This is a genomic window from Nocardioides marmoriginsengisoli (assembly GCF_003725695.1).
Taxonomy (GTDB): domain Bacteria; phylum Actinomycetota; class Actinomycetes; order Propionibacteriales; family Nocardioidaceae; genus Marmoricola; species Marmoricola marmoriginsengisoli.
In genome coordinates this window covers 34005-55577 of sequence record NZ_RJSE01000005.1, presented here as the reverse complement: position 1 = coordinate 55577, position 21573 = coordinate 34005, and the positions used below count along the sequence as shown (strand labels likewise).

21 protein-coding genes and 1 riboswitch are annotated in these 21573 nt (G+C 71.8%); all 21 genes read left to right on the top strand.

Annotation, left to right across the window (positions count from 1 at the left end; all coding sequences use genetic code 11):
* The first annotated feature begins 11 nt into the window (after window positions 1-11).
* The 21 genes from pyrR (at window position 12) to ribD (ending at window position 21572) form a co-directional block, all read left to right on the top strand.
* On the top strand, window positions 12-581 hold the full coding sequence (pyrR, locus tag EFK50_RS06100) for a bifunctional pyr operon transcriptional regulator/uracil phosphoribosyltransferase PyrR (protein ID WP_123226689.1): 570 nt from the start codon (window positions 12-14) through the stop codon (window positions 579-581).
* Window positions 578-1555, top strand: coding sequence for an aspartate carbamoyltransferase catalytic subunit (locus EFK50_RS06095; protein WP_123226688.1), 978 nt, complete (start codon window positions 578-580; stop codon window positions 1553-1555). The genes pyrR and EFK50_RS06095 overlap by 4 nt, the downstream gene beginning before the upstream one ends.
* A complete protein-coding gene (locus EFK50_RS06090; protein WP_123226687.1) occupies window positions 1552-2838 on the top strand; it encodes a dihydroorotase in 1287 nt (428 codons plus the stop codon). Before EFK50_RS06095 ends, EFK50_RS06090 begins: the two co-directional genes overlap by 4 nt.
* Complete coding sequence (locus EFK50_RS06085; RefSeq protein WP_123226686.1) at window positions 2838-3317, top strand: PH-like domain-containing protein; 480 nt, start codon at window positions 2838-2840, stop codon at window positions 3315-3317. The genes EFK50_RS06090 and EFK50_RS06085 overlap by 1 nt, the downstream gene beginning before the upstream one ends.
* Complete coding sequence (carA, locus tag EFK50_RS06080; protein WP_123226685.1) at window positions 3314-4441, top strand: glutamine-hydrolyzing carbamoyl-phosphate synthase small subunit; 1128 nt, start codon at window positions 3314-3316, stop codon at window positions 4439-4441. The genes EFK50_RS06085 and carA overlap by 4 nt, the downstream gene beginning before the upstream one ends.
* Before the next feature lie 3 nt (window positions 4442-4444).
* Complete coding sequence (gene carB / locus EFK50_RS06075) at window positions 4445-7744, top strand: carbamoyl-phosphate synthase large subunit (RefSeq protein WP_123226684.1); 3300 nt, start codon at window positions 4445-4447, stop codon at window positions 7742-7744.
* Complete coding sequence (locus EFK50_RS06070) at window positions 7741-8790, top strand: quinone-dependent dihydroorotate dehydrogenase (protein WP_123226683.1); 1050 nt, start codon at window positions 7741-7743, stop codon at window positions 8788-8790. Before carB ends, EFK50_RS06070 begins: the two co-directional genes overlap by 4 nt.
* Window positions 8787-9620, top strand: coding sequence for an orotidine-5'-phosphate decarboxylase (pyrF, locus tag EFK50_RS06065; RefSeq protein ID WP_123226682.1), 834 nt, complete (start codon window positions 8787-8789; stop codon window positions 9618-9620). Before EFK50_RS06070 ends, pyrF begins: the two co-directional genes overlap by 4 nt.
* Window positions 9617-10054, top strand: a complete 438-nt coding sequence (locus EFK50_RS06060; protein WP_123226681.1) for a hypothetical protein — start codon at window positions 9617-9619, stop codon at window positions 10052-10054. The genes pyrF and EFK50_RS06060 overlap by 4 nt, the downstream gene beginning before the upstream one ends.
* Before the next feature lie 79 nt (window positions 10055-10133).
* On the top strand, window positions 10134-10454 hold the full coding sequence (gene mihF, locus EFK50_RS06055; RefSeq protein ID WP_123226680.1) for an integration host factor, actinobacterial type: 321 nt from the start codon (window positions 10134-10136) through the stop codon (window positions 10452-10454).
* Complete coding sequence (gmk, locus tag EFK50_RS06050) at window positions 10447-11001, top strand: guanylate kinase (protein WP_123226679.1); 555 nt, start codon at window positions 10447-10449, stop codon at window positions 10999-11001. The genes mihF and gmk overlap by 8 nt, the downstream gene beginning before the upstream one ends.
* Before the next feature lie 48 nt (window positions 11002-11049).
* A complete protein-coding gene (gene rpoZ / locus EFK50_RS06045) occupies window positions 11050-11349 on the top strand; it encodes a DNA-directed RNA polymerase subunit omega (protein WP_123226678.1) in 300 nt (99 codons plus the stop codon).
* 12 nt (window positions 11350-11361) lie between these two features.
* The gene (coaBC, locus tag EFK50_RS06040) at window positions 11362-12603 is read left to right on the top strand and encodes a bifunctional phosphopantothenoylcysteine decarboxylase/phosphopantothenate--cysteine ligase CoaBC (protein ID WP_123226677.1); all 1242 of its coding nucleotides are present in this window, start codon (window positions 11362-11364) and stop codon (window positions 12601-12603) included.
* A 115-nt stretch (window positions 12604-12718) separates the two neighbouring features.
* Window positions 12719-13915: a methionine adenosyltransferase gene (gene metK, locus EFK50_RS06035; RefSeq protein WP_123226676.1), complete on the top strand. Its 1197-nt coding sequence runs from the start codon at window positions 12719-12721 to the stop codon at window positions 13913-13915.
* Between the two features lie 95 nt (window positions 13916-14010).
* Complete coding sequence (locus tag EFK50_RS06030; protein ID WP_221177300.1) at window positions 14011-16044, top strand: primosomal protein N'; 2034 nt, start codon at window positions 14011-14013, stop codon at window positions 16042-16044.
* Window positions 16045-16206: 162 nt separating this feature from the next.
* Window positions 16207-16749, top strand: a complete 543-nt coding sequence (def, locus tag EFK50_RS06025; protein WP_123226675.1) for a peptide deformylase — start codon at window positions 16207-16209, stop codon at window positions 16747-16749.
* Window positions 16750-16752: 3 nt separating this feature from the next.
* Entirely contained in the window at window positions 16753-17688 is a 936-nt protein-coding gene (gene fmt, locus EFK50_RS06020; protein ID WP_123226674.1) for a methionyl-tRNA formyltransferase, read from the top strand.
* Window positions 17688-18119 carry a hypothetical protein gene (locus EFK50_RS06015; RefSeq protein ID WP_123226673.1) on the top strand — a complete coding sequence of 144 codons (432 nt, stop codon included), beginning with the start codon at window positions 17688-17690 and terminating at the stop codon, window positions 18117-18119. The genes fmt and EFK50_RS06015 overlap by 1 nt, the downstream gene beginning before the upstream one ends.
* Window positions 18106-19416, top strand: coding sequence for an RsmB/NOP family class I SAM-dependent RNA methyltransferase (locus EFK50_RS06010; protein WP_246004061.1), 1311 nt, complete (start codon window positions 18106-18108; stop codon window positions 19414-19416). Before EFK50_RS06015 ends, EFK50_RS06010 begins: the two co-directional genes overlap by 14 nt.
* Window positions 19417-19509: 93 nt before the next feature.
* On the top strand, window positions 19510-20172 hold the full coding sequence (rpe, locus tag EFK50_RS06005) for a ribulose-phosphate 3-epimerase (protein WP_123226671.1): 663 nt from the start codon (window positions 19510-19512) through the stop codon (window positions 20170-20172).
* A gap of 143 nt (window positions 20173-20315) precedes the next feature.
* Window positions 20316-20446: riboswitch (FMN riboswitch) on the top strand.
* A 97-nt stretch (window positions 20447-20543) separates the two neighbouring features.
* A complete protein-coding gene (gene ribD / locus EFK50_RS06000) occupies window positions 20544-21572 on the top strand; it encodes a bifunctional diaminohydroxyphosphoribosylaminopyrimidine deaminase/5-amino-6-(5-phosphoribosylamino)uracil reductase RibD (RefSeq protein WP_246004060.1) in 1029 nt (342 codons plus the stop codon).
* The last annotated feature ends 1 nt before the right edge of the window (window position 21573 follow it).

Sequence of the window (21573 nt, the reverse complement as noted above, 5' to 3'; positions counted from 1 at the left end):
GGTCAGGCGCGATGACGCCTACCGCTGCGCCCCCACCCGGGACGGACCTGCCGGCCGACGGCCGCACCGTCCTCGACGCCCGTGACATCGCCCGGGCACTGACGCGCATCTCGCACGAGATCCTCGAGCGCAACAAGGGTTCGCACGACCTGGTCCTGCTCGGCATCCCGAGCCGCGGCGTCCACCTCGCCCAGCGGATCGCCGCCCGGATCGCCGAGGTCGAGGGCGTCGAGGTGCCGGTCGGCTCCCTGGACATCACGATGTACCGCGACGACCTGCGGATGCGCCCGGCCCGGACCCTGCTGCCGACCGAGATCCCGGCCGGCGGCATCGACGACAAGATCGTCGTCCTGGTCGACGACGTCCTGTACTCCGGGCGGACGATCCGCTCGGCGCTGGACGCGATGAACGACATCGGTCGCCCCCAGGCCGTCCGGCTCGCCGTCCTGGTCGACCGCGGGCACCGGGACCTGCCGATCCGGGCCGACTTCGTCGGCAAGAACCTGCCGACGTCCCAGGCCGAGAAGGTGGCCGTCCGGCTCGAGGAGTACGACGGGGAGGACTCGGTGACGATCCGATGAAGCACCTGCTGTCCGCCGGGGACCTGACCCGGGACGACGCCGAGCTGATCCTGGCCACCGCCGGCGAGATGCGCGCCCTGGCCGACCGGCCGATCAAGAAGCTGCCGGCCCTGCGCGGCCGCACCGTCGTCAACCTGTTCTTCGAGGACTCCACCCGGACCCGGATGTCCTTCGAGGCGGCCGCGAAACGACTCTCCGCCGACGTCATCAACTTCTCCGCCAAGGGCTCCTCGGTGAGCAAGGGGGAGTCGCTGAAGGACACCGCGCTCACCCTGGAGGCGATGGGCGCCGACGCCGTCGTCGTCCGGCACTGGGCGTCCGGCGCCCCGCACTCGCTCGCCAACGCCGGCTGGTCGCGGTCCACCGTGATCAACGCCGGCGACGGCACCCACGAGCACCCCACCCAGGCGCTGCTCGACGCCTTCACGATGACCCGGCACCTGGCTAGCGACGGGGGCGGCCTCGACGGCCGCCGGATCGCGATCGTGGGCGACGTGCTGCACAGCCGGGTGGCTCGCTCCAACGCGCTGCTGCTGCAGACCCTCGGCGCCGAGGTCACCCTGGTCTCGCCCCCCACGCTGCTCCCGTACGGCGTCGGGACTTGGGGCGTCGAGACGTCGTACGACCTGGACTCGGTGCTGCCCAAGGCCGACGCGGTGATGATGCTGCGGGTCCAGCGCGAGCGGATGAACGACTCGTACTTCCCGAGCGTGCGCGAGTACTCGCGGCGCTACGGCCTGAACGCCCGCCGGATGGCGACCCTGCAGGACCACACCATCGTGATGCACCCCGGTCCGATGATCCGCGGCATGGAGATCACCGCCGACGTCGCCGACTCGGACCGCTCGGTGATCGTCGAGCAGGTCACCAACGGCGTGGCCGTGCGGATGGCCGTGCTCTACCTGCTGCTCGGCGGCAGCGAACCGGCCATCGGCGCCGACGAGACCCCCACCACCGAGGAGACCCCCGCGTGACCAGCTACCTCCTGTCCGGCGCTCGCATCCTCGGCGCGGAGCCGACCGACATCCTGATCGCGGACGGCGTCGTCTCCGCGATCGGCACCGGGCTGACGGCGGACGGCGCCGAGGTGGTCGACGCGACCGGCCTGATCGCGCTGCCGGGGCTGGTCGACCTGCACACGCACCTCCGCGAGCCCGGCCGCGAGGACGCCGAGACCGTGGAGTCCGGCACCCAGGCGGCGGCGCTGGGCGGCTTCACCGCGGTGCACGCGATGGCGAACACCGATCCGGTCGCCGACACCGCCGGCGTCGTCGAGCAGGTCCACCGCCTGGGCCGCGAGGCGGGGCACTGCGACGTGTACCCGGTCGGCGCGGTCACCGTGGGTCTGGCCGGCGAGCAGCTCGCCGAGCTCGGCGCGATGGCCGACTCGGCCGCTCGGGTCCGGGTCTTCTCCGACGACGGCAAGTGCGTCGCCGACCCGGTGCTGATGCGCCGGGCGCTGGAGTACGTGAAGGCGTTCGACGGCGTCATCGCCCAGCACGCCCAGGAGCCGCGGCTGACCGAGGACGCCCAGATGAACGAGGGCGAGCTCTCCGGCCGGCTCGGGCTGCGCGGCTGGCCCGCTGTGGCGGAGGAGGCGATCATCGCCCGGGACTGCCTGCTCACCGCTCACGTCGGCTCGCGGCTGCACGTCTGCCACGTGTCGACCGCCGGCTCGGTGGAGATCGTCCGCTGGGCGAAGAGCAAAGGGTGGAACGTCACCGCCGAGGTCTGCCCGCACCACCTGCTGCTGACCGACGAGCTCGCGGCCACGTACGACCCGATCTACAAGGTGAACCCGCCGCTGCGCTCGGCCGCCGACGTCGAGGCGGTCCGGGCCGGTCTGGCGGACGGGACCCTGGACATCGTCGCGACCGACCACGCCCCGCACCCGCACGAGGACAAGGACTGCGAGTGGCAGGCGGCGGCCTTCGGGATGCTGGGGCTGGAGACCGCGCTCTCGATCGTGCAGCAGACGATGGTCGACTCCGGGCTGATCGACTGGGAGGGCGTCGCTGAGCGGCTCTCCTACGCCCCCGCGCGGATCGGTCGGGTCGGCGACCACGGCCGTCCGATCGCGGTCGGCGAGCCGGCCAACATCGTCCTGTACGACGCCGACGCGACCCGGGTGATCGAGGCCGGCGCGATGGCGTCCCTCTCCCGCAACACCCCGTACGCCGGCCGCGAGCTCCCCGGCCGCGTGGTGGCCACGTTCCTGCGCGGCAGGCCAACCGTGCTGGACGGAAAGCTCGCCTGATGCCCCTCTTCAGGCACGCCTCGGACGGGATCGCGCCGTTGGTGCCGATCCCGCCGATCGCCGAGCTGCCGCCGGCGAAGCTGCAGGCGTCGGCGCGGTACCTCGGCACGCTGGACGCCGACGGCAACCGGGTGATCGGGCAGAGTCTCTCCGCCAAGAGCGCGGCCCGGTTGTCGCTCTCCGCCGAGGGGATCGACGTGGTCCGGATCGCCGGCTCGTTCCGGATCCGGCCGGATGCGCTGGACGGCGCCCGTCCGGGGGAGCGCTTCAACGGCAAGGCGGTCGACGACCTGCTGGTGATCCGCTGGCAGCACGACGGCCGGGAGTGGGAGACGGGGTTCCGGCTGGACGCGGCGCGCAGCGTCCGGGACGCGGCGAAGGCCCAGCTGGGCAAGGGCAGGCAGGTGCCGGCCGCGGACGTCGGCGCCTGGGTCCGCACGATTTCGAAGTTGGCCCGAGAGAGCAAGGGAAATTCATGACGAACGAAGCGATCCTGGTCCTCGAGGACGGGCGCACCTTTCGGGGCGAGAGCTACGGAGCCGAGGGCGAGACCTTCGGCGAGGCGGTGTTCTCCACCGGCATGTCCGGCTACCAGGAGACCCTGACCGACCCGTCGTACCACCGGCAGGTCGTGGTGATGACGGCCCCGCACGTCGGCAACACCGGGATGAACGACGAGGACCCGGAGTCGTCGCGGATCTGGGTGAGCGGCTACGTGGTCCGCGACCCGGCGCGGACGCCCTCCAACTGGCGCTCGGTGCGCAGCCTGGACGACGAGCTCCGCGCCCAGGGGGTGGTCGGCATCAGCGGCATCGACACCCGCGCACTGACCCGGCACCTGCGCGAGCGCGGCGCGATGCGGGTCGGGATCTCCTCCACCGAGACCGACCCGAAGGCGCTGCTGGAGCGGGTGCTCGCGTCCGGCGAGATGGCCGGCGCGGAGCTGGCCGGCGAGGTCAGCACGACCGAGGCGTACGTCGTCCCGGCGGTCGGCGCCAAGGTGGCCACGGTGGCGGCCCTCGACCTCGGCATCAAGGCGAACACGCCGCGGATGATGAGCGAGCGCGGCATCGAGGTGCACGTGCTCCCGGCGACGGCCACGCTGTCGGACGTCCTCGCGGTCGAGCCGGACGGCTTGTTCTTCTCCAACGGTCCCGGCGACCCGGCTGCCACGGTCGGGCAGGTCGAGCTGCTCAAGGACGCTCTCGGCCGCGGCCTCCCGTACTTCGGGATCTGCTTCGGCAACCAGCTCTTCGGGCGCGCGCTCGGGTTCGGCACCTACAAGCTGAAGTACGGGCACCGCGGCATCAACCAGCCGGTGATGGATCGCACGACCGGCAAGGTGGAGGTGACCGCGCACAACCACGGGTTCGCCGTGGACGCGCCGCTGGAGGGCGCGACGACCACGCCGTACGGCGAGGCCACGGTCAGCCACGTCTGCCTCAACGACGACGTCGTGGAGGGCCTGGAGCTGCGGGACGCGGCCGGCGCCCTGACGGCCTTCTCGGTCCAGTACCACCCGGAAGCAGCAGCGGGGCCGCACGACGCGGCGTACCTGTTCGACCGGTTCCTCACGCTCATGAACGACCGGAAGAAGGCCTGACCCGTGCCCAAGCGCGACGACATCAAGTCCATCCTGGTGATCGGCTCCGGGCCGATCGTGATCGGCCAGGCCTGCGAGTTCGACTACTCGGGCACCCAGGCCTGCCGGGTGCTGAAGGAGGAGGGCATCCGGGTCATCCTGGTGAACTCCAACCCGGCGACGATCATGACCGACCCGGAGTTCGCCGACGCGACGTACGTCGAGCCGATCACCCCCGAGTTCGTCGAGAAGGTGATCGCCAAGGAGCGCCCGGACGCGATCCTGCCGACGCTCGGCGGCCAGACCGCCCTCAACACCGCGATCGCGCTGCACGAGAACGGCGTCCTGGAGAAGTACGACGTGGAGATGATCGGAGCGTCGTTCGAGGCGATCCACCGCGGCGAGAACCGTGAGCTGTTCAACGCGATCGTGCACAAGGTCGGCGGCGAGGTCGCCCGTTCCTTCGTCTGCCACTCGATGGACGAGGTCGAGAAGGCGACCGCCGAGCTCGGCTACCCGGTGGTCGTCCGGCCCTCGTTCACGATGGGCGGCCTGGGCTCCGGGATCGCGTACGACGAGACCGACCTGCGCCGGATCGCCGGTGCGGGCCTGTCCGCCAGCCCGACCACCGAGGTGCTGATCGAGGAGTCGATCATCGGCTGGAAGGAGTACGAGCTGGAGGTGATGCGCGACAAGGCCGACAACGTCGTGATCATCTGCTCGATCGAGAACTTCGACCCGATGGGTGTGCACACCGGTGACTCGATCACGGTCGCCCCGGCGATGACGCTGACCGACCGCGAGTACCAGCACCTGCGCGACCTGGCGATCGGCATCATCCGCGAGGTCGGCGTCGACACCGGCGGCTGCAACATCCAGTACGCCGTCAACCCGGCCGACGGCCGCGTGATCGTGATCGAGATGAACCCGCGGGTCTCGCGCTCCAGCGCGCTGGCCTCGAAGGCCACCGGCTTCCCGATCGCGAAGATCGCGGCCAAGGTCGCCGTCGGCTACACCCTGGACGAGATCCCGAACGACATCACGAAGGAGACCCCGGCGAGCTTCGAGCCGACGCTGGACTACGTCGTCGTGAAGGTGCCGCGGTTCGCGTTCGAGAAGTTCCCGACCGCCGACCCGACGCTGACCACGCACATGAAGTCGGTCGGCGAGGCGATGGCGATCGGCCGCAACTTCACCGAGGCGTTCAACAAGGCGCTGCGGTCGCTGGAGGACAAGAAGGCCCCGTTCGAGTGGGCTTCCGACCTGGGTGACAAGGACGAGCTCCTCGAGCTCATCAAGGTGCCGCACGACGGCCGGGTGCAGAAGCTGATGCAGGCGATCCGGGCCGGCGCCACCCAGGCAGAGGTCCACGACGCGACCAAGATCGACCCGTGGTTCGTGGACCAGGTCTTCCTGATCGACGAGATCGCGCAGAAGGTCGCCGCGGCCGAGAGCCTGGACGCGGACGTGCTGCGGCTGGCCAAGCGGCACGGCTTCTCCGACGCCCAGATTGCCGGGATCCGAACCCTGAGCGAGGCCGAGGTCCGGAGTGCCCGGTACGAGGCCGGGGTGCGCCCGGTCTACAAGACCGTCGACACCTGCGCGGCCGAGTTCGCCGCGGCCACGCCGTACTACTACTCGTCCTACGACGAGGAGACCGAGGTGCTGCCGCGGGCCGAGGGCAAGCAGGCCGTGATCATCCTCGGCTCCGGACCGAACCGGATCGGTCAGGGCATCGAGTTCGACTACTCGTGCGTGCACGCCAGCCTGGCGCTCGCCGAGGCCGGCTACGAGACCATCATGGTGAACTGCAACCCGGAGACGGTCTCGACCGACTACGACACCTCGGACCGGCTCTACTTCGAGCCGCTCACGCTGGAGGACGTCCTCGAGATCTACGAGGCGGAGCAGGCTGCCGGTCCGATCGCCGGGGTGATCGCCACCCTGGGCGGCCAGACCCCGCTCGGCCTGGCGCAGGGCCTGGAGGACGCCGGCGTCCCGATCGTCGGTACCAGCCCGGAGGCGATCGAGCTCGCGGAGGAGCGCGGCGCCTTCGGCCGGGTCCTCGCCGAGGCCGGTCTGGTCGCCCCGAAGCACGGCACCGCGGTCACCTTCGACGAGGCGCTCGCGATCGCGCACGAGATCGGCTACCCGGTCCTGGTGCGGCCGTCGTACGTACTCGGCGGACGCGGCATGCAGATCGTCTACAGCGACGCCGCTCTGGAGGCCTACATCAACGCCGCGACCGAGATCAGCCCGGACCGCCCGGTGCTGGTGGACCGGTTCGTCGACGACGCGGTCGAGATCGACGTCGACGCCCTGTACGACGGCACCGACCTGTTCCTCGGCGGCGTGATGGAGCACATCGAGGAAGCCGGTATCCACTCCGGCGACTCCTCCTGCGCGCTGCCGCCGATCACCCTCGGCGCCGCCGAGATCACCCGGATCCGCGAGGCCACCGAAGCGATCGCGAAGGGCGTCGGGGTGCGCGGCCTGATCAACATCCAGTTCGCGCTGGGCGCCGACGTGCTCTACGTCATCGAGGCCAACCCGCGGGCGTCGCGCACCGTCCCGTTCGTCTCCAAGGCGACCGGCACCCAGCTCGCGAAGGCGGCGGCCCGGCTGATGCTCGGCGAGTCGATCGCGGAGCTGCGGGCCGCGGGCGCGCTCCCGGCGGAGGGGGACGGCGGCTCGCTGCCGGCCGACGCCCCGATCGCGGTGAAGGAGGCGGTGCTGCCGTTCAACCGGTTCCGGACCAAGGAGGGCCACTTCGTCGACACCGTGCTCGGGCCGGAGATGAAGTCGACCGGTGAGGTGATGGGCTTCGACGCCGACTTCGGAACCGCGTTCAGCAAGTCGCAGGCTGCCGCGTACGGGTCGCTGCCGACCGAGGGCAAGGTGTTCATCTCGATCGCCAACCGGGACAAGCGCACGATGATCTTCCCGGCGCGGGTGCTCTTCGACTACGGCTTCGAGATCCTCGCCACCCAGGGCACCGCCGAGGTGCTCCGCCGCAACGGGATCCCGGCGACCGTGGTGCGCAAGCACTTCGAGGGCACCGGGCCGGCAGGGGAGCCGACCGTTGTCGAGATGATCCTGGCCGGCGAGATCGACCTGATCGTGAACACCCCGCACGGCTCGACCGGCGGCGGCGACTCGCGGATCGACGGCTACGAGATCCGGTCGTCCGCGGTGCTGACCGGGACGCCGTGCATCACCACGGTCCAGGGGCTTGCTGCCGCCGTCCAGGGCATCGCTGCGATCCGCGCGGGCTCGATCGGCGTCCGGTCGCTGCAGGACTGGGCGAAGGTGATCGCAGGGTGACGAGTCCCTACCGGCTGCTCTTCGACAAGGGGTTCGTGAACCTCGACGCGGAGAAGGCGCACCACCTCGGCTTCGCGGGGATCCGGGCCGCGGCCCCGGCGCTGCGCGGGATCTCCCGGGCGCTCCCGTCCAGGGCCGGCGTCCGGGTGATGGGCCTCGACTTCCCGGGGGTACTGGGACTGGCCGCGGGCTTCGACAAGAACGCGGTCGGGATAGATGCGCTCGGCGCGCTCGGCTTCGGCTCGGTGGAGATCGGCACCGTGACCGGCGAACCGCAGCCGGGCAACCCGAAGCCCCGTCTGCTGCGGCTGCCGCACGACCGCGCCGTGGTCAACCGGATGGGCTTCAACAACGACGGCGCCGAAGCGGTGGCGCGCCGGCTGGCCCGCCGCGCGGCCGGCGGCCGGCCCGGAGGGCCGGTCCTCGGGATCAACATCGGCAAGACCAAGGTCGTCCCCGAGGACGCCGCGATCGCCGACTACGAGAAGAGCACCGGGCTGCTGGCGTCGTACGCCGACTACCTGGTGGTCAACGTCTCCTCACCGAACACGCCCGGCCTGCGCGACCTCCAGGCGGTCGCGAAGCTGGAGCCGCTGCTGCTGGCCGTACGGCGCCGCGCCGACGAGGTGACCGACACCAGGGTGCCGCTGCTGGTCAAGATCGCGCCCGACCTCAGCGACGCGGACGTCCTCGAGGTGGCGGCGCTGGCCACCGCGATCGGCCTGGACGGCATCGTCGCCACCAACACCACGATCGACCGGTCCGGCCTGACCTCGTCGGCCGCGGAGATCGAGCAGGCCGGTGCCGGCGGCCTCTCCGGTGAACCACTGCGCAAGCGGTCCCTGGAGGTCCTGCGGCTGCTCCGCGGCGCGGTCGGCGACGACCTGACCCTGATCGGGGTCGGCGGCATCGCCGGCATCGAGGACGCCCTGGAGCGGCTCAACGCCGGAGCGGACCTGCTCCAGGCCTACACCGCGTTCATCTACGAGGGCCCGCTGTGGCCCCGGCGGATGAACACCGCCATCGCGAAGGAGCAGCGCCGATGACCGAACCGTTCGGAACCCGCTTGCGCGCGGCCATGGACGCCCGCGGGCCGTTGTGCGCCGGCATCGACCCGCACGTCGGCCTGCTCACGGCCTGGGGGCTGGACGACACCGTCGACGGCCTCCGCCGGTTCGCGCTCGGGGCGGCCGAGGCACTCGCGCCCACCGTGGCCGCGATCAAGCCCCAGTCGGCCTTCTTCGAGCGCTTCGGCTCCGCCGGGGTCGCCGTGCTGGAGGAGACCATCACCGTCTGCCGCGAGGCCGGTTCCCTGGTCGTCCTCGACGTGAAGCGCGGGGACATCGGGAGCACGGCGCAGGCCTACGCGGACGCCTACCTGGACCAGCGCTCGCCGATCGCCGTGGACGCCATCACCGCTAGTCCCTACCTCGGGTTCGGCAGCCTGGACCCGATGATCGAGACGGCCCGGCGCAACGATGCCGGCGTCTTCGTGCTGGCGCTCACGTCGAACCCCGAGGGGCCGGAGTTCCAGCACGCCACCAAGCCGGACGGCCGGATGGTCGCGGCGTCGGTGCTCGACTCGCTGCGCGCCGCCAACGCGGGAGCGGACCCGCTGGGGTCGTTCGGTGCGGTGGTCGGCGCCACCATCGCCGAGCCGGTCCCGGAGCTGGACATCAACGGACCGCTGCTGGTGCCCGGTATCGGTGCCCAGGGCGGGACGGCGGACGACGTACGGCGGCTCTTCGGTGACGTGCTGCACCAGGTACTGCCCTCCAGCTCGCGCGAGATCCTCGGTGCCGGTCCCGATCCGGCCGCGCTCGCCGCGGCAGCGGAGCAGGCAGCGGCCTCCTTCGCGGCCCTGGGTGCCCGATGAGCCCGCGTCGGGTCGGCGCCGTCCTGACCGCCGTGGTGCTGCTCGCCGGCCCGACTGCCTGCGGTGACCAGGAGGCCGACTACTGCGCGGCGCTCAAGAAGCACCAGTCGATCTTCTCCGACGACGGCACCGGCGAGAGCCTGGTCGAGAACCTGTCGGCACTGACCGAGATCAGCGACGACGCGCCCGACGACCTCAGCGACGAGTGGCAGGTCTTCCTCGGAGCGCTGGGGGAGCTGCGGGACAAGATCACCGCGGCCGGGGTCAAGCCGGCCGACATCGTCGGTGGAGTGCGCCCCGACAGCGTCTCCGAGGCGGACTGGGCGGAGATCAAGGCGGCGGCGAACGAGCTGGCCTCGCCCACGGTGGCGGATGCGCTGACCGGGATCGACCAGCAGGCAAAGGATGTCTGCAAGCTCCAGCTGGGTCTCTGAAGGCCCCGCGTTGCAGGGAACCGGCATCGCTGACTAGATTGCTCCACACCGCACTGGACATTTGAAAGAGGTCGCCGTCGTGGCTCTGCCACCACTAACTCCAGAACAGCGCCAGGCTGCACTGGACAAGGCTGCTGCCTCCCGTCGGGAACGGGCCGCGGTGAAGAACCGCCTCAAGCACTCGGGGGCGTCGATCGCGGAGGTGCTCGCCGAGGGCGAGCACAACCTGGTGATCGGCAAGATGCGGGTCAGCGAGCTGCTGCAGTCGATGCCCGGCCTGGGCAAGGTGCGGGCGGCCCAGGTGATGGAACGTCTGAAGATCTCCGAGAGCCGACGGGTCCGCGGCCTCGGCGCGAAGCAGGTCGCGGCGCTCGTCGCCGAGTTCCCCGCCGGTGAGTGACGCGCGCCTGACGGTGCTGGCCGGCCCCACCGCGGTCGGCAAGGGCACCGTGACCGCGCACCTGCGCGAGCACCACCCGGAGGTCTGGATCTCGGTCTCCGCCACCACGCGCAAGCAGCGTCCGGGCGAGGTCGACGGGGTGCACTACCACTTCGTCGACGACGCCGAGTTCGACCGGATGGTCGCCGAGGACGAGCTGCTCGAATGGGCGGTCGTGCACAGGGCCGCTCGGTACGGCACGCCGCGCGGCCCCGTCACGGCAGCGCTCGCCGAGGGCCGGCTGGCACTCCTGGAGATCGACCTGCAGGGTGCGCGGCAGGTCCGCGAGCGGATGCCGGAGGCCCGGTTCGTGTTCCTGGCGCCGCCGTCGTGGGACGAGCTGGTGCGCCGGCTGGTCGGGCGCGGCACCGAGACCGAGGAGGAACGGGAGCGCCGGCTCACCACCGCCCGGGCCGAGCTGGCGGCCGAGGCCGAGTTCGACGCCACCGTCGTGAACCACACGATTCCCGCTGCGGTCGAAGAGTTGGTAGAGTTGATGCGGTCCTGAGGCTGATCCGCCTCGGATCGCCCACTCCACTGCTCTCGAGAGGCCCGCATGAGCGTGTCCGGTAACCAGCCCGTCGCCCTGGGGATCACCAACCCCCCGATCGATGACCTGCTGACCAAGACCGACTCCAAGTACAAGCTGGTGCTCTACAGCGCCAAGCGTGCTCGGCAGATCAACGCCTACTACTCCCAGCTCGGCGAGGGCCTGCTGGAGTACGTCGGCCCGCTCGTGGACACCCACGTGCAGGAGAAGCCGTTGTCGATCGCGATGCGCGAGATCAACGAGGACCTGCTCGTGTGCGAGGACATCGACCCCGACGAGGCCGTCGCGGAGCCCGCGACCGCCTGACGCAGGTTCACGATGACCACTTCGTCAGCACCATCCCGTCCTCACGTCGTCCTCGGCGTGAGCGGCGGGATTGCTGCGTACAAGGCCTGTGAGCTGCTCCGGCGCTTCACCGAGTCCGGGTACGACGTCACGGTCGTCCCGACGGAGGCCGCGCTCGAGTTCGTCGGCGCGCCGACCTGGGCCGCCCTCTCCGGCAAGCCGGTGAGCACCGAGGTCTGGACCGACGTCCACCAGGTGCCGCACGTCCGGATCGGCCAGACCGCCGACCTGGTCGTGGTCGCGCCGGCCACCGCGAACCTGCTCGCCAAGGCCGCCCACGGCCTGGCGGACGACCTGCTCACCAACACCCTGCTGACGGCCCGCTGCCCGGTGGTCTTCGCGCCGGCGATGCACACCGAGATGTGGGACCACCCGGCCACCGTCGCCAACGTCGCCACCCTGCGGGAGCGCGGCGCCCTGGTGATCGAGCCCGCCGAGGGCCGGCTGACCGGCGCCGACACCGGCAAGGGCCGGCTGCCGGACCCGGCCGAGATCTACGCCTACGCGGTCGACGTACTGGCCCGCGGGGGAGCGCAGGCCCAGGACCTCGCCGGCCGGCACGTGGTGGTCTCCGCCGGCGGCACCCGCGAGTACCTCGATCCGGTGCGCTTCCTCGGCAACCGGTCCTCGGGCCTGCAGGGCTACGCGCTGGCGCGGACCGCGGCCGCCCGCGGCGCCGAGGTGACCCTGGTCGCCGCGAACGTCACCCTGGCGGACCCGGCCGGGGTGAAGGTGGTCAAGGTCGAGACCACGGCCCAGCTGCAGGAGCAGGTGGTCTCGGCGTCCCGCAGCGCCGACGTGGTGGTGATGGCGGCCGCGCCCGCGGACTTCCGCCCGGCGCAGTTCACCGACTCCAAGATCAAGAAGGCCGAGGACGGTTCGGCGCCGGACATCCGGCTCACCCAGAACCCGGACATCCTGGCCGGACTCGCCCGGGACCGTCCGAGCCCGGCCCAGGTGGTCGTGGGCTTCGCGGCAGAGACCGGTGACGCCCACGGCACCGTGATGGAGCACGCCCGGGCCAAGCTCGCGCGCAAGGGCTGCGACCTGCTCGTCGTCAACGACGTCGGCGGCGGCAAGGTCTTCGGGTCCGAGGAGAACGAGGCCGTGATCCTGGGCGCCGACGGTGTGACCACGCCGGTACCGCGAGGCGCCAAGAGCGCGGTGGCGCAAGCGATCTGGGACCGGGTAGCCGGTCTGCTCGAATCCCGCTGACAAGTTTCTGAGATGCCATCTCAGCATGAGGACAAGCCGTTAGGCTGACTCCGTTGCACCCAATCCATGACTCACCGGGCCGTTTCGGGACCGGAGAAATTGCAGGAGACTACAAGTGACTGGACGCCTGTTCACCTCGGAATCTGTCACCGAGGGACACCCGGACAAGATCGCCGACCAGATCAGCGACACGGTGCTGGACGCGCTGCTGACGGACGACCCGCACAGCCGGGTGGCGGTCGAGACCCTGATCACCACCGGTCTCGTCGTCGTCGCTGGTGAGGTCACCACCAAGACCTACGCGCCGATCGCGCAGCTGGTCCGCGGCAAGATCCTCGAGATCGGCTACGACGCCTCCGAGAAGGGCTTCGACGGGGCCTCCTGCGGCGTCCAGATCGCCATCGGCGCGCAGTCTCCCGACATCGCCCAGGGCGTGGACAAGGGCTTCGAGGCCCGCGTCGACGGTTCCGGCGACGACCTGGACAGCCAGGGCGCCGGCGACCAGGGCCTGATGTTCGGCTACGCCTGCGACGACACCAAGGAGCTCATGCCGCTCCCGATCTCGATGGCGCAGCGCCTCTCCGAGAAGCTGACCGAGGTCCGCAAGAACGGCACCCTCGACTACCTCCGCCCGGACGGCAAGACCCAGGTCACCATCGAGTACGACGAGAACGACCGCCCGGTCCGCGTCGACACCGTGGTGCTCTCCACCCAGCACGCCGAGGGCATCGACCTGGACGGCACCCTGGCGCCGGACATCAAGAAGCACGTCATCGACCCGATCCTGGAGACCTTCGACATCCCGTCCGAGGGTTACCGGCTGCTGGTCAACCCGACCGGCAACTTCGTGGTCGGCGGCCCGATGGGTGACGCCGGCCTGACCGGCCGCAAGATCATCGTCGACACCTACGGCGGCATGGCCCGTCACGGTGGTGGCGCGTTCTCGGGCAAGGACCCGTCGAAGGTGGACCGCTCGGCCGCCTACGCGATGCGCTGGGTCGCGAAGAACGTGGTCGCCGCCGGTCTGGCCACCCGTTGCGAGGCGCAGGTCGCCTACGCGATCGGCAAGGCCGCCCCGGTGGGCGTCTTCATCCAGACCTTCGGCACCGGCGTCGTCTCCGACGAGGAGATCCAGAAGGCCGTGCTCGAGGTCTTCGACCTGCGCCCGGCCGCGATCGTGCGCGACCTGGACCTGAAGCGCCCGATCTACGCCAAGACCGCGGCGTACGGTCACTTCGGCCGCGAGCTCCCGGAGTTCTACTGGGAGCGCACCGACCGCGCCGAGGCCCTGAAGAAGGCCGCCGGCATCTGATCCCTCAGAACCGGCCGTTCCCCCGCGGGGAACGGCCGGTTCTGCGTTTCCACCGCCGCTCCGCATCAGTCGGCCCCGACTGATTGGATGACCCCATGACCGAGGACCCCGACGCGCAGCTCTCGCTGCCCGGGATCGCGCGAGCAGAGGCGCGCAAGGCCAAGGCACCGGTGGAGAAGAAGCCCCAGGAGCGCGCGGAGGTCGATCCGATCGCCCAGGTCCTGGTGGACCTGCCGCTCGCCCACCTGGATCGTCCGTTCGACTACGCCGTCCCGGCGTCGATGGCGGAAACGGCCGTCCCGGGCGCGCGGGTGAAGGTCCGGTTCGCCGGCCAGGACGTCGACGGCTACCTCGTCGCCCGGGTCGCGGAGACCGAGCACGCCGGCCGGCTCGCCTACCTGCGCCGGGTGGTCAGCGCGGAGCCGGTGCTCTCCGCGGAGATCGCGGCCGTCGTCGGCGAGGTCGCCGCCCGGTACGCCGGGACCCGCTCCGACGTGCTCCGGCTCGCGGTTCCGTCCCGGCACGCCACCACCGAGAAGCTCGAGAGCGCCACTGCCCCGCCTTTCAGCGGCACGGTCGAGCCCGGTCCCTGGCGCCTGTACGACGGCGGCGCCGAGACGCTGGAGGCGCTGGCCGCGGGGGAGCAGGCCCGAGCGGTCTGGACGGTCGGCCCCGGGGACGACGGCGCCCGGCTGCTCGCCGAGGCGGTCGCGGCCACGGCGGCCGGCGGACGCGGCGCCCTGGTCTGCCTGCCCGACGTACGGGACGTGGCCCGGCTCGACCAGGCGCTCACCGAACGACTCGGTCCCGGTCACCACGTGGTGCTGACGGCGGACTCCGGACCGGCCAAGCGCTACCGGGCGTTCCTGGCCGTCTCCCGCGGGGCCGTGCGGATCGTCATCGGCACCCGCGCCGCCGCGTTCGCCCCGGTCCACGACCTCGGGCTGGTGGCGATCTGGGACGACGGCGACGACCTGTACGCCGAGCCGCGGGCGCCGTACCCGCACGCGCGTGAGGTACTGCTGATCCGAGCCCAGCGCAGCGGGTGCGCCGTCCTCCTGGCGGCGCACGCGCGGAGCGTGGAGGCCGAGTACCTGGTCCGCAGCGGCTGGGCGCGGGACGTCTCGCTGCCCAGGGCCGAGCTGCGCACGCGGGTGGCCGCGAACGTCACCGGCGGGAGCGACTTCGACCTCGTCCGCGACCCGCGAGCCCGGACCAGCAGGCTGCCGCGGGAGGTCTTCGACGTCCTGCGGGACGCGCTCACCGCGGGTCCGGTGCTGGTGCAGACGCCCCGATCCGGGTACGCGACCCGGCTGGCGTGCGAGACCTGCCGGACACCCGCGGTCTGCGCGACCTGTCACGGTCCGCTGCGGATCCCCGGGCCCCAGGCGCCGCCGACCTGCACCTGGTGCGGGACCCAGGCCCTGGGGTGGACGTGCGCCGAGTGCGGCGGCCGCGGTCTGCGGGCACCGGTGCTCGGGGACCAGCGCACCGCCGAGGAGCTCGGCCGGGCCTTCCCCTCGGTGCCGGTGCAGACGTCGTCGGCCGACCGGGTGCTGCTCGACGTCCGGGCGCGGCCGGCGATCATCGTCGCGACCCCGGGAGCCGAGCCGACGGTGCCCGGCGGGTACGTCGCGGTGGTGCTGCTCGACTCCTGGCTGCTGCTCGCGCGCTCGGACCTGCGCGCCGAGGAGGAGGCGCTGCGGCGCTGGTTGAACGCGGCCGCACTGGTCGGCTCCGGGGACGCGCCGGGCCGGGTGGTGGTCGTCGGGGATCCGGCAAGGCCGGTGCTGCAGGCGTTGATCCGCTGGGACCCCGCCGGGTTCGCCCGCCGCGAGATCGCCGAGCGTCAGGACGCGCACCTGCCGCCCGCCTCCCGGGTCGCGACCGTGACCGGCCCGGCTGATCTCCTCGAAGCGGCGCTCGGCTCGCTCGCGCTCCCCGAGGGTGCCGAGGTGCTCGGCCCGGTGCCCAGCGGGGACGACCCCGAGGACCAGCGGTACGTCGTCCGGGTGCCCCGGACCGCGGGCGCCCAGCTCTCGGCCGCCCTGGTGGAGCTGCAGGCACGGCGGTCGGCACGCAAGGAGCCGCACCTGCGGGTAGAGGTCGACCCGACGAGTCTCGGCTGACGCACGGCGCCATACGCGGCGCCTGGCCGCGTTGTCGTCGCTCGAAGTCCGCTCCGCTTCGCTCCGCCTGTGGACTCCTTCGCTCCTCCGCCTTGCCCTCCACCACGTCTGACGACGTGCGTGCCCGCATAGACTTGCCGCGCCCCATGCGAAGGAGAACGAGTGTCTGTCAGGCCCATCCGACTGTTCGGTGATCCGGTGCTGCGCACCCCCGCTCTCGAGGTCGTGGACTTCGACCGGGAGATCCGGACCCTGGTCGCCGACCTGACCGAGACGATGCTGGACGCTCCGGGTGCCGGTCTGGCCGCGCCGCAGATCGGCGTCGGCCTCCGGGTGTTCACCTGGCACGTCGACGGTCTGCTCGGCCACCTGATCAACCCGAAGCTGACGCTCTCCTCGGACACCCAGGACGGGGAGGAGGGCTGCCTCTCCCTCCCCGGGCTGTCGATCGACTGCGTCCGGGCGATGTCGGTGGTGGCGAACGGGTTCAACATGCACGGCGACCCGGTGACGATCGAGGGGTCGGAGCTGCTCGCCCGGGCGATCCAGCACGAGACCGACCACCTGGACGGCATCCTGTTCCTCGACCGGCTGGACCGCGAAGCCCGCCGGGAAGCGATGCGGACGATCCGGGAGTCCGACTGGTTCAGTGCCGACACCCAGGTCCGGATCTCCCCGCACGGCACCAACGGGCTGGGGATCTAGGCGATGCGCGTCGTCTTCGCCGGCACCCCCGAGCCCGCCCTGCCCGCGTTGCAGGCGATCGCCGACAGTCCGCACGAGCTCGTCGGCGTGATCACCCGCCCGGATGCGCCCGCGGGCCGGGGCCGCAAGCTGGTCGCCTCGCCGGTCGCCCAGCTGGCCGAGTCGCTCGGCGTACCGGTCCTGAAGCCGGAGCACCCGCGGGACCCGGCGTTCCAGGAGGAGCTGCGGGCGCTGCAGCCCGACTGCTGCCCGGTGGTCGCCTACGGGGCGCTGCTGCCGCAGTCGGCCCTGGACATCCCGGTGCACGGCTGGGTGAACCTGCACTTCTCGGTGCTCCCGCACTGGCGCGGGGCCGCGCCGGTGCAGCACGCGATCTTCGCCGGCGACGAGGTCACCGGCGCCACCACCTTCCGGATCGTCAAGGAGCTGGACGCCGGTCCGACGTTCGGTCTGATGACCCAGCTGATCCACGACGACGACACCGCCGGGACGCTGCTGGCCAAGCTGGCCGAGGGCGGCGCCGGCCTGCTGGTCGCGACGCTCGACGGCATCGCCGACGGCTCCATCGAGGCGCGCGAGCAGCCGGCCGAGGGGATCAGCTTCGCGCCGAAGATCCTGGTCGAGCACGCCCGGATCGACTGGGACGATCCCGCGCTCGCAATCGACCGTCGGGTCCGCGCCTGCACGCCCGGGCCGGGCGCCTGGACGACGTTCGGCGGCGAGCGGATGAAGATCGGCCCGGTCAGGCTGGTCGAGTCCTCGGACGGCGAGCCGCTGCCGCCGGGCCGGCTGGAGATCACCAAGAACTCGGTCCGGGTCGGCACCGCGACTACGCCGGTGCAGCTCGGCGACGTGAAGCCGTTCGGCAAGAAGCAGATGCCGGCCGCCGACTGGGCCCGCGGGACCCAGTTCCCCGAGAACCCGGCGCTGGGGTCCTGATGGCGTCCCGGCCGGCGACCCCGGAGGACGTGGACGCGATCTGCGCCTCGCTGCCCGAGACCTGGTTCGGGACCAGCTGGGGCGACGTCCCGACCTGGTTGGTGCCGCACCGCGACAAGGGCCGGGGGTTCCTGCTCTACCGGCAGCCGCACAAGTCCGCGATCGATCCCGAGACCGGCGACCTGTACGACGACCTGCTGGTGATCCGGACCGCTGACGACGGCGACAAGCAGGCGCTCCTCGCCGGGGGCGGGCCGTACTTCACGATCCCGCACTTCAACGGCTACAACGCCGTCCTGGTCCAGACCTCGCGCCTGGGTGAGATCTCCTACGACGAGCTGGTCGAGGTGATCACCGATGCCTGGTGCGCCTGCGCCGCGAAGTCGCTCGTGAAGGCCTTCCTCGCGGACCGTGCCGGTGGCTCGGACTGATCCGGCGCGCCTGGTCGCCTTCGAGGTGCTGCGCGCGGTCAGCGACCAGGACGCCTACGCGAACCTCGAGCTCTCCCGGCTGCTGCGCGAACGCGGGGTGAGCGGTCGTGACGCCGCCCTGGCGACCGAGCTGGTCGGCGGCACCCTCCGCCTCCAGGGGTCCTACGACGACATCCTGGACCGGCTGGTCAAGGGAACGCTGCAACCGCCCGTGCGCGACGCCCTGCGCCTCGGCACCCACCAGCTGCTCTCGATGCGGGTGCCGACCCACGCCGCGGTCACGACCACGGTGGACCTGGTCAAGGAGCAGATCGGGCACAAGCCGTCCGGACTGGTCAACGCGGTGCTCCGCAAGGTGGCCGCGCAGGACCTGGAGAGCTGGCTCACCGATCGGCCGCGGCCGGCACGGACGGCCCATCCAGCCTGGGTGATCGACGCGCTCGCCGAGGCGCTGGACCGGCCCGCCGAGCTGGACGCGTTGCTCGCCGCGGACAACGAGCGTCCGGCCGTCGTTCTGGTCGCCCGGCCGGGACTGGCCGACGTGGCCGAGCTCGGCGGCAGCGCGCTGGCGGCGTCGCCGTACGCGGTGGAGCTGGAGGGGGGCGATCCTGGCGCCGTACCGGCCGTCCGCGAGGGTCGGGCAGGGGTCCAGGACGCTGGCTCCCAGCTCGTCGCCCTGGTCCTGGCCCGCGCCGCTCTGGAGGGGGACGATCAGCGCTGGCTCGATGTCTGCGCCGGCCCCGGAGGCAAGGCGGCGCTGCTGGCCGCGATCGCCGCTGAGCGCGGTGCCGGCGTCCTCGCGAACGAGCGGCAGCGGCACCGGGCCCAGCTGGTCGCCCAGGGTGTGCGCGCCGCACGCGCGGGGGTCCTGGGCGTGGTCACCGGCGACGGCACCCGACCGCCCTGGTCGCCGGGCACCTTCGACCGGGTCCTGGTCGATGCGCCGTGCAGCGGCCTGGGGGCGCTGCGCCGTCGTCCGGAGAGCCGGTGGCGGCGCACCGCAGCGGATGTCGAGGAGCTGGTGCCGCTCCAGGTCGCCCTGCTCGATGCGGCGCTCGACGCGGCCCGCCCCGGAGGAGTCGTGCTCTACGCGACCTGCTCGCCCGTGGTCGCCGAGACCGCCGGCGTGGTGCGCACGGTGCTGGAGCGCCGTACCGACGCGGTCGTGGAGCCGGCCCTGGACCTGATCGGCGACCTCGAGGACGCCGAGTCCGCCCATCTCCCCGGCGCCCTCCAGCTCTGGCCCCACCGCCACCGCACCGACGCCATGTTCCTCTCCCTCCTCCGCCGCCGTTGAGTAGTCCCTTCTCGTCGGTTGAACAGGCCGTTGCCGTCCGTTGAGTCGGCCGTTTGGGTCGGCGCAGACGGCGGCCACTAGGATCGACCCGCCATGGGAATCCAGATCACGCCGAGCGTCCTGAACGCCGACCTGTCACGCCTTGCGGACGAGGTCGCCCGCATCCCCAGCTCCGACTGGATCCACGTCGACGTGATGGACAACCACTTCGTCCCGAACCTGACGCTGGGCATCCCCGTCTTCGAATCGCTCGCGAAGGCGACGACGACGCCGCTGGATGCGCACCTGATGATCGCGGACCCGGACCGCTGGGCGCCGGCGTACGCCGAGGCAGGCGCGGGTTCGGTGACCTTCCACGCGGAGGCGGCCGCCGCTCCGGTCCGACTCGCCCGCGAGCTCCGTGCCAAGGGCGCGCGCGCCTCGATGGCCCTCAAGCCGGCGACCGGCATCGACCAGTACGCCGACATGCTCGGCGAGCTCGACATGCTGCTGATCATGACCGTCGAGCCGGGCTTCGGAGGTCAGAAGTTCCTCGACCTCTGCTTGCCCAAGATCCGCCGTGCCCGCGAGCTGATCTCGGCGGCCGGCCTCGAGGTCTGGCTCCAGGTCGATGGGGGCGTCTCCCTGGAGACCATCGAGCGCTGCGCGGACGCCGGCGCGGACGTCTTCGTCGCCGGTTCGGCTGTCTTCTCCGCCGAGGACCCGGACGCGATGGTGCGTGAGCTGAAGGCGAAGGCCGAAGCCACTCTCGGTTGACGGACTCGGGTCCCGGCAGTGTCAAGCGACGGCAAGGGCCGATTGAAGGGGCTAGAAGGGCCTGTTCAACGGAGCGTAAGGGACCTCACAGTCCACATCCGTCCCAGATATGGCAGGCTTGTCCCCAAGACGAGTGAAACAACTCGCGTGCACTGGGATCGGTGAAAGTCCGAGCCGGCGGTTAAAGTCCGCGACCCGATCGCAGCCAGCGACCGGTTGACCAGGTGAAATTCCTGGACCGACGGTGAAAGTCCGGATGGGAAGTTGCACGCAGGGCCCGTCGACGGACTTTCCGAGTTCGTCCGCGTTCCCGTGCGTCCCCTTCTCGACAACCTCTCAGAGTCCGCGGGCCAGGACGAGAGGCGGGACCGATGAGCATCGACAGCAGCACGCTGGAACGTGCGATGCGCCGCGCCCTCGAGCTCGCCGCCACGCCCGGCGTCCCGCACGGCCCGAACCCGCGCGTCGGGTGCGTCCTGCTCGCCCCGGACGGCTCCGAGATCGCCGAGGGCTTCCACCGCGGAGCCGGTACGCCGCACGCCGAGGCCGCAGCGCTGGCCGAGGCCGGTGCCGCCGCCCGAGGCGCCACCGCGGTCGTCACCCTGGAACCCTGCAACCACACCGGCAGGACGGGACCGTGCGCCCGCGCGCTGGTCGAAGCCGGGGTCGCCCGCGTGGTCTTCGCACAACCGGACCCGAACCCGGAGGCGGCCGGCGGAGCGCAGACCCTGCGCGACGCGGGGATCGCGGTCGAGCTGGGGCTGCTCGAGCACGAGTCCCGGCGGCTGAACCGGGCCTGGACGTTCGCGATGGAGCGGGGCCGCCCGTTCGTGACCTGGAAGTTCGCCGCGACCCTCGACGGCCGCAGTGCCGCCGCCGACGGGTCCAGCCGGTGGATCACCGACGAACCCGCCCGCCGTGACGTGCACCGGCTCCGGTCCGCGTGCGACGCGATCCTGGTCGGCACCGGCACGGTGCTCCGCGACGACCCCGCGCTGACCGTCCGGGACGAGGTCGGCGCACCCGCGGACCGGCAACCGCTGCGCGTAGTGATGGGGGAGCGGGACCTGCCCCAGGACGCCAAGGTCTTCGACGACGCTGCCGAGACCGTGCACCTGCGCACCCGCGACGTCGCCGCCGTCCTGGCCGAGCTGCATGCCCGGGGGTGCCAGCACCTGTTCCTGGAGGGCGGCCCGACCGTGGCGTCCGCCTTCGTCGGCGCGGGCCTGGTGGACGAGGTCGTCGGCTACCTGGCACCCAAGCTCCTCGGGTCCGGCCGCAACGCCGTCGCCGACCTGGGAATCGAATCGATCACCGATGCGCTGGACCTCGTGGTGGAGGACGTCACCGTCCTCGGCTCCGACGTCCGGATCACCGGAAGGCTGAGAGGGAAGGACTGAC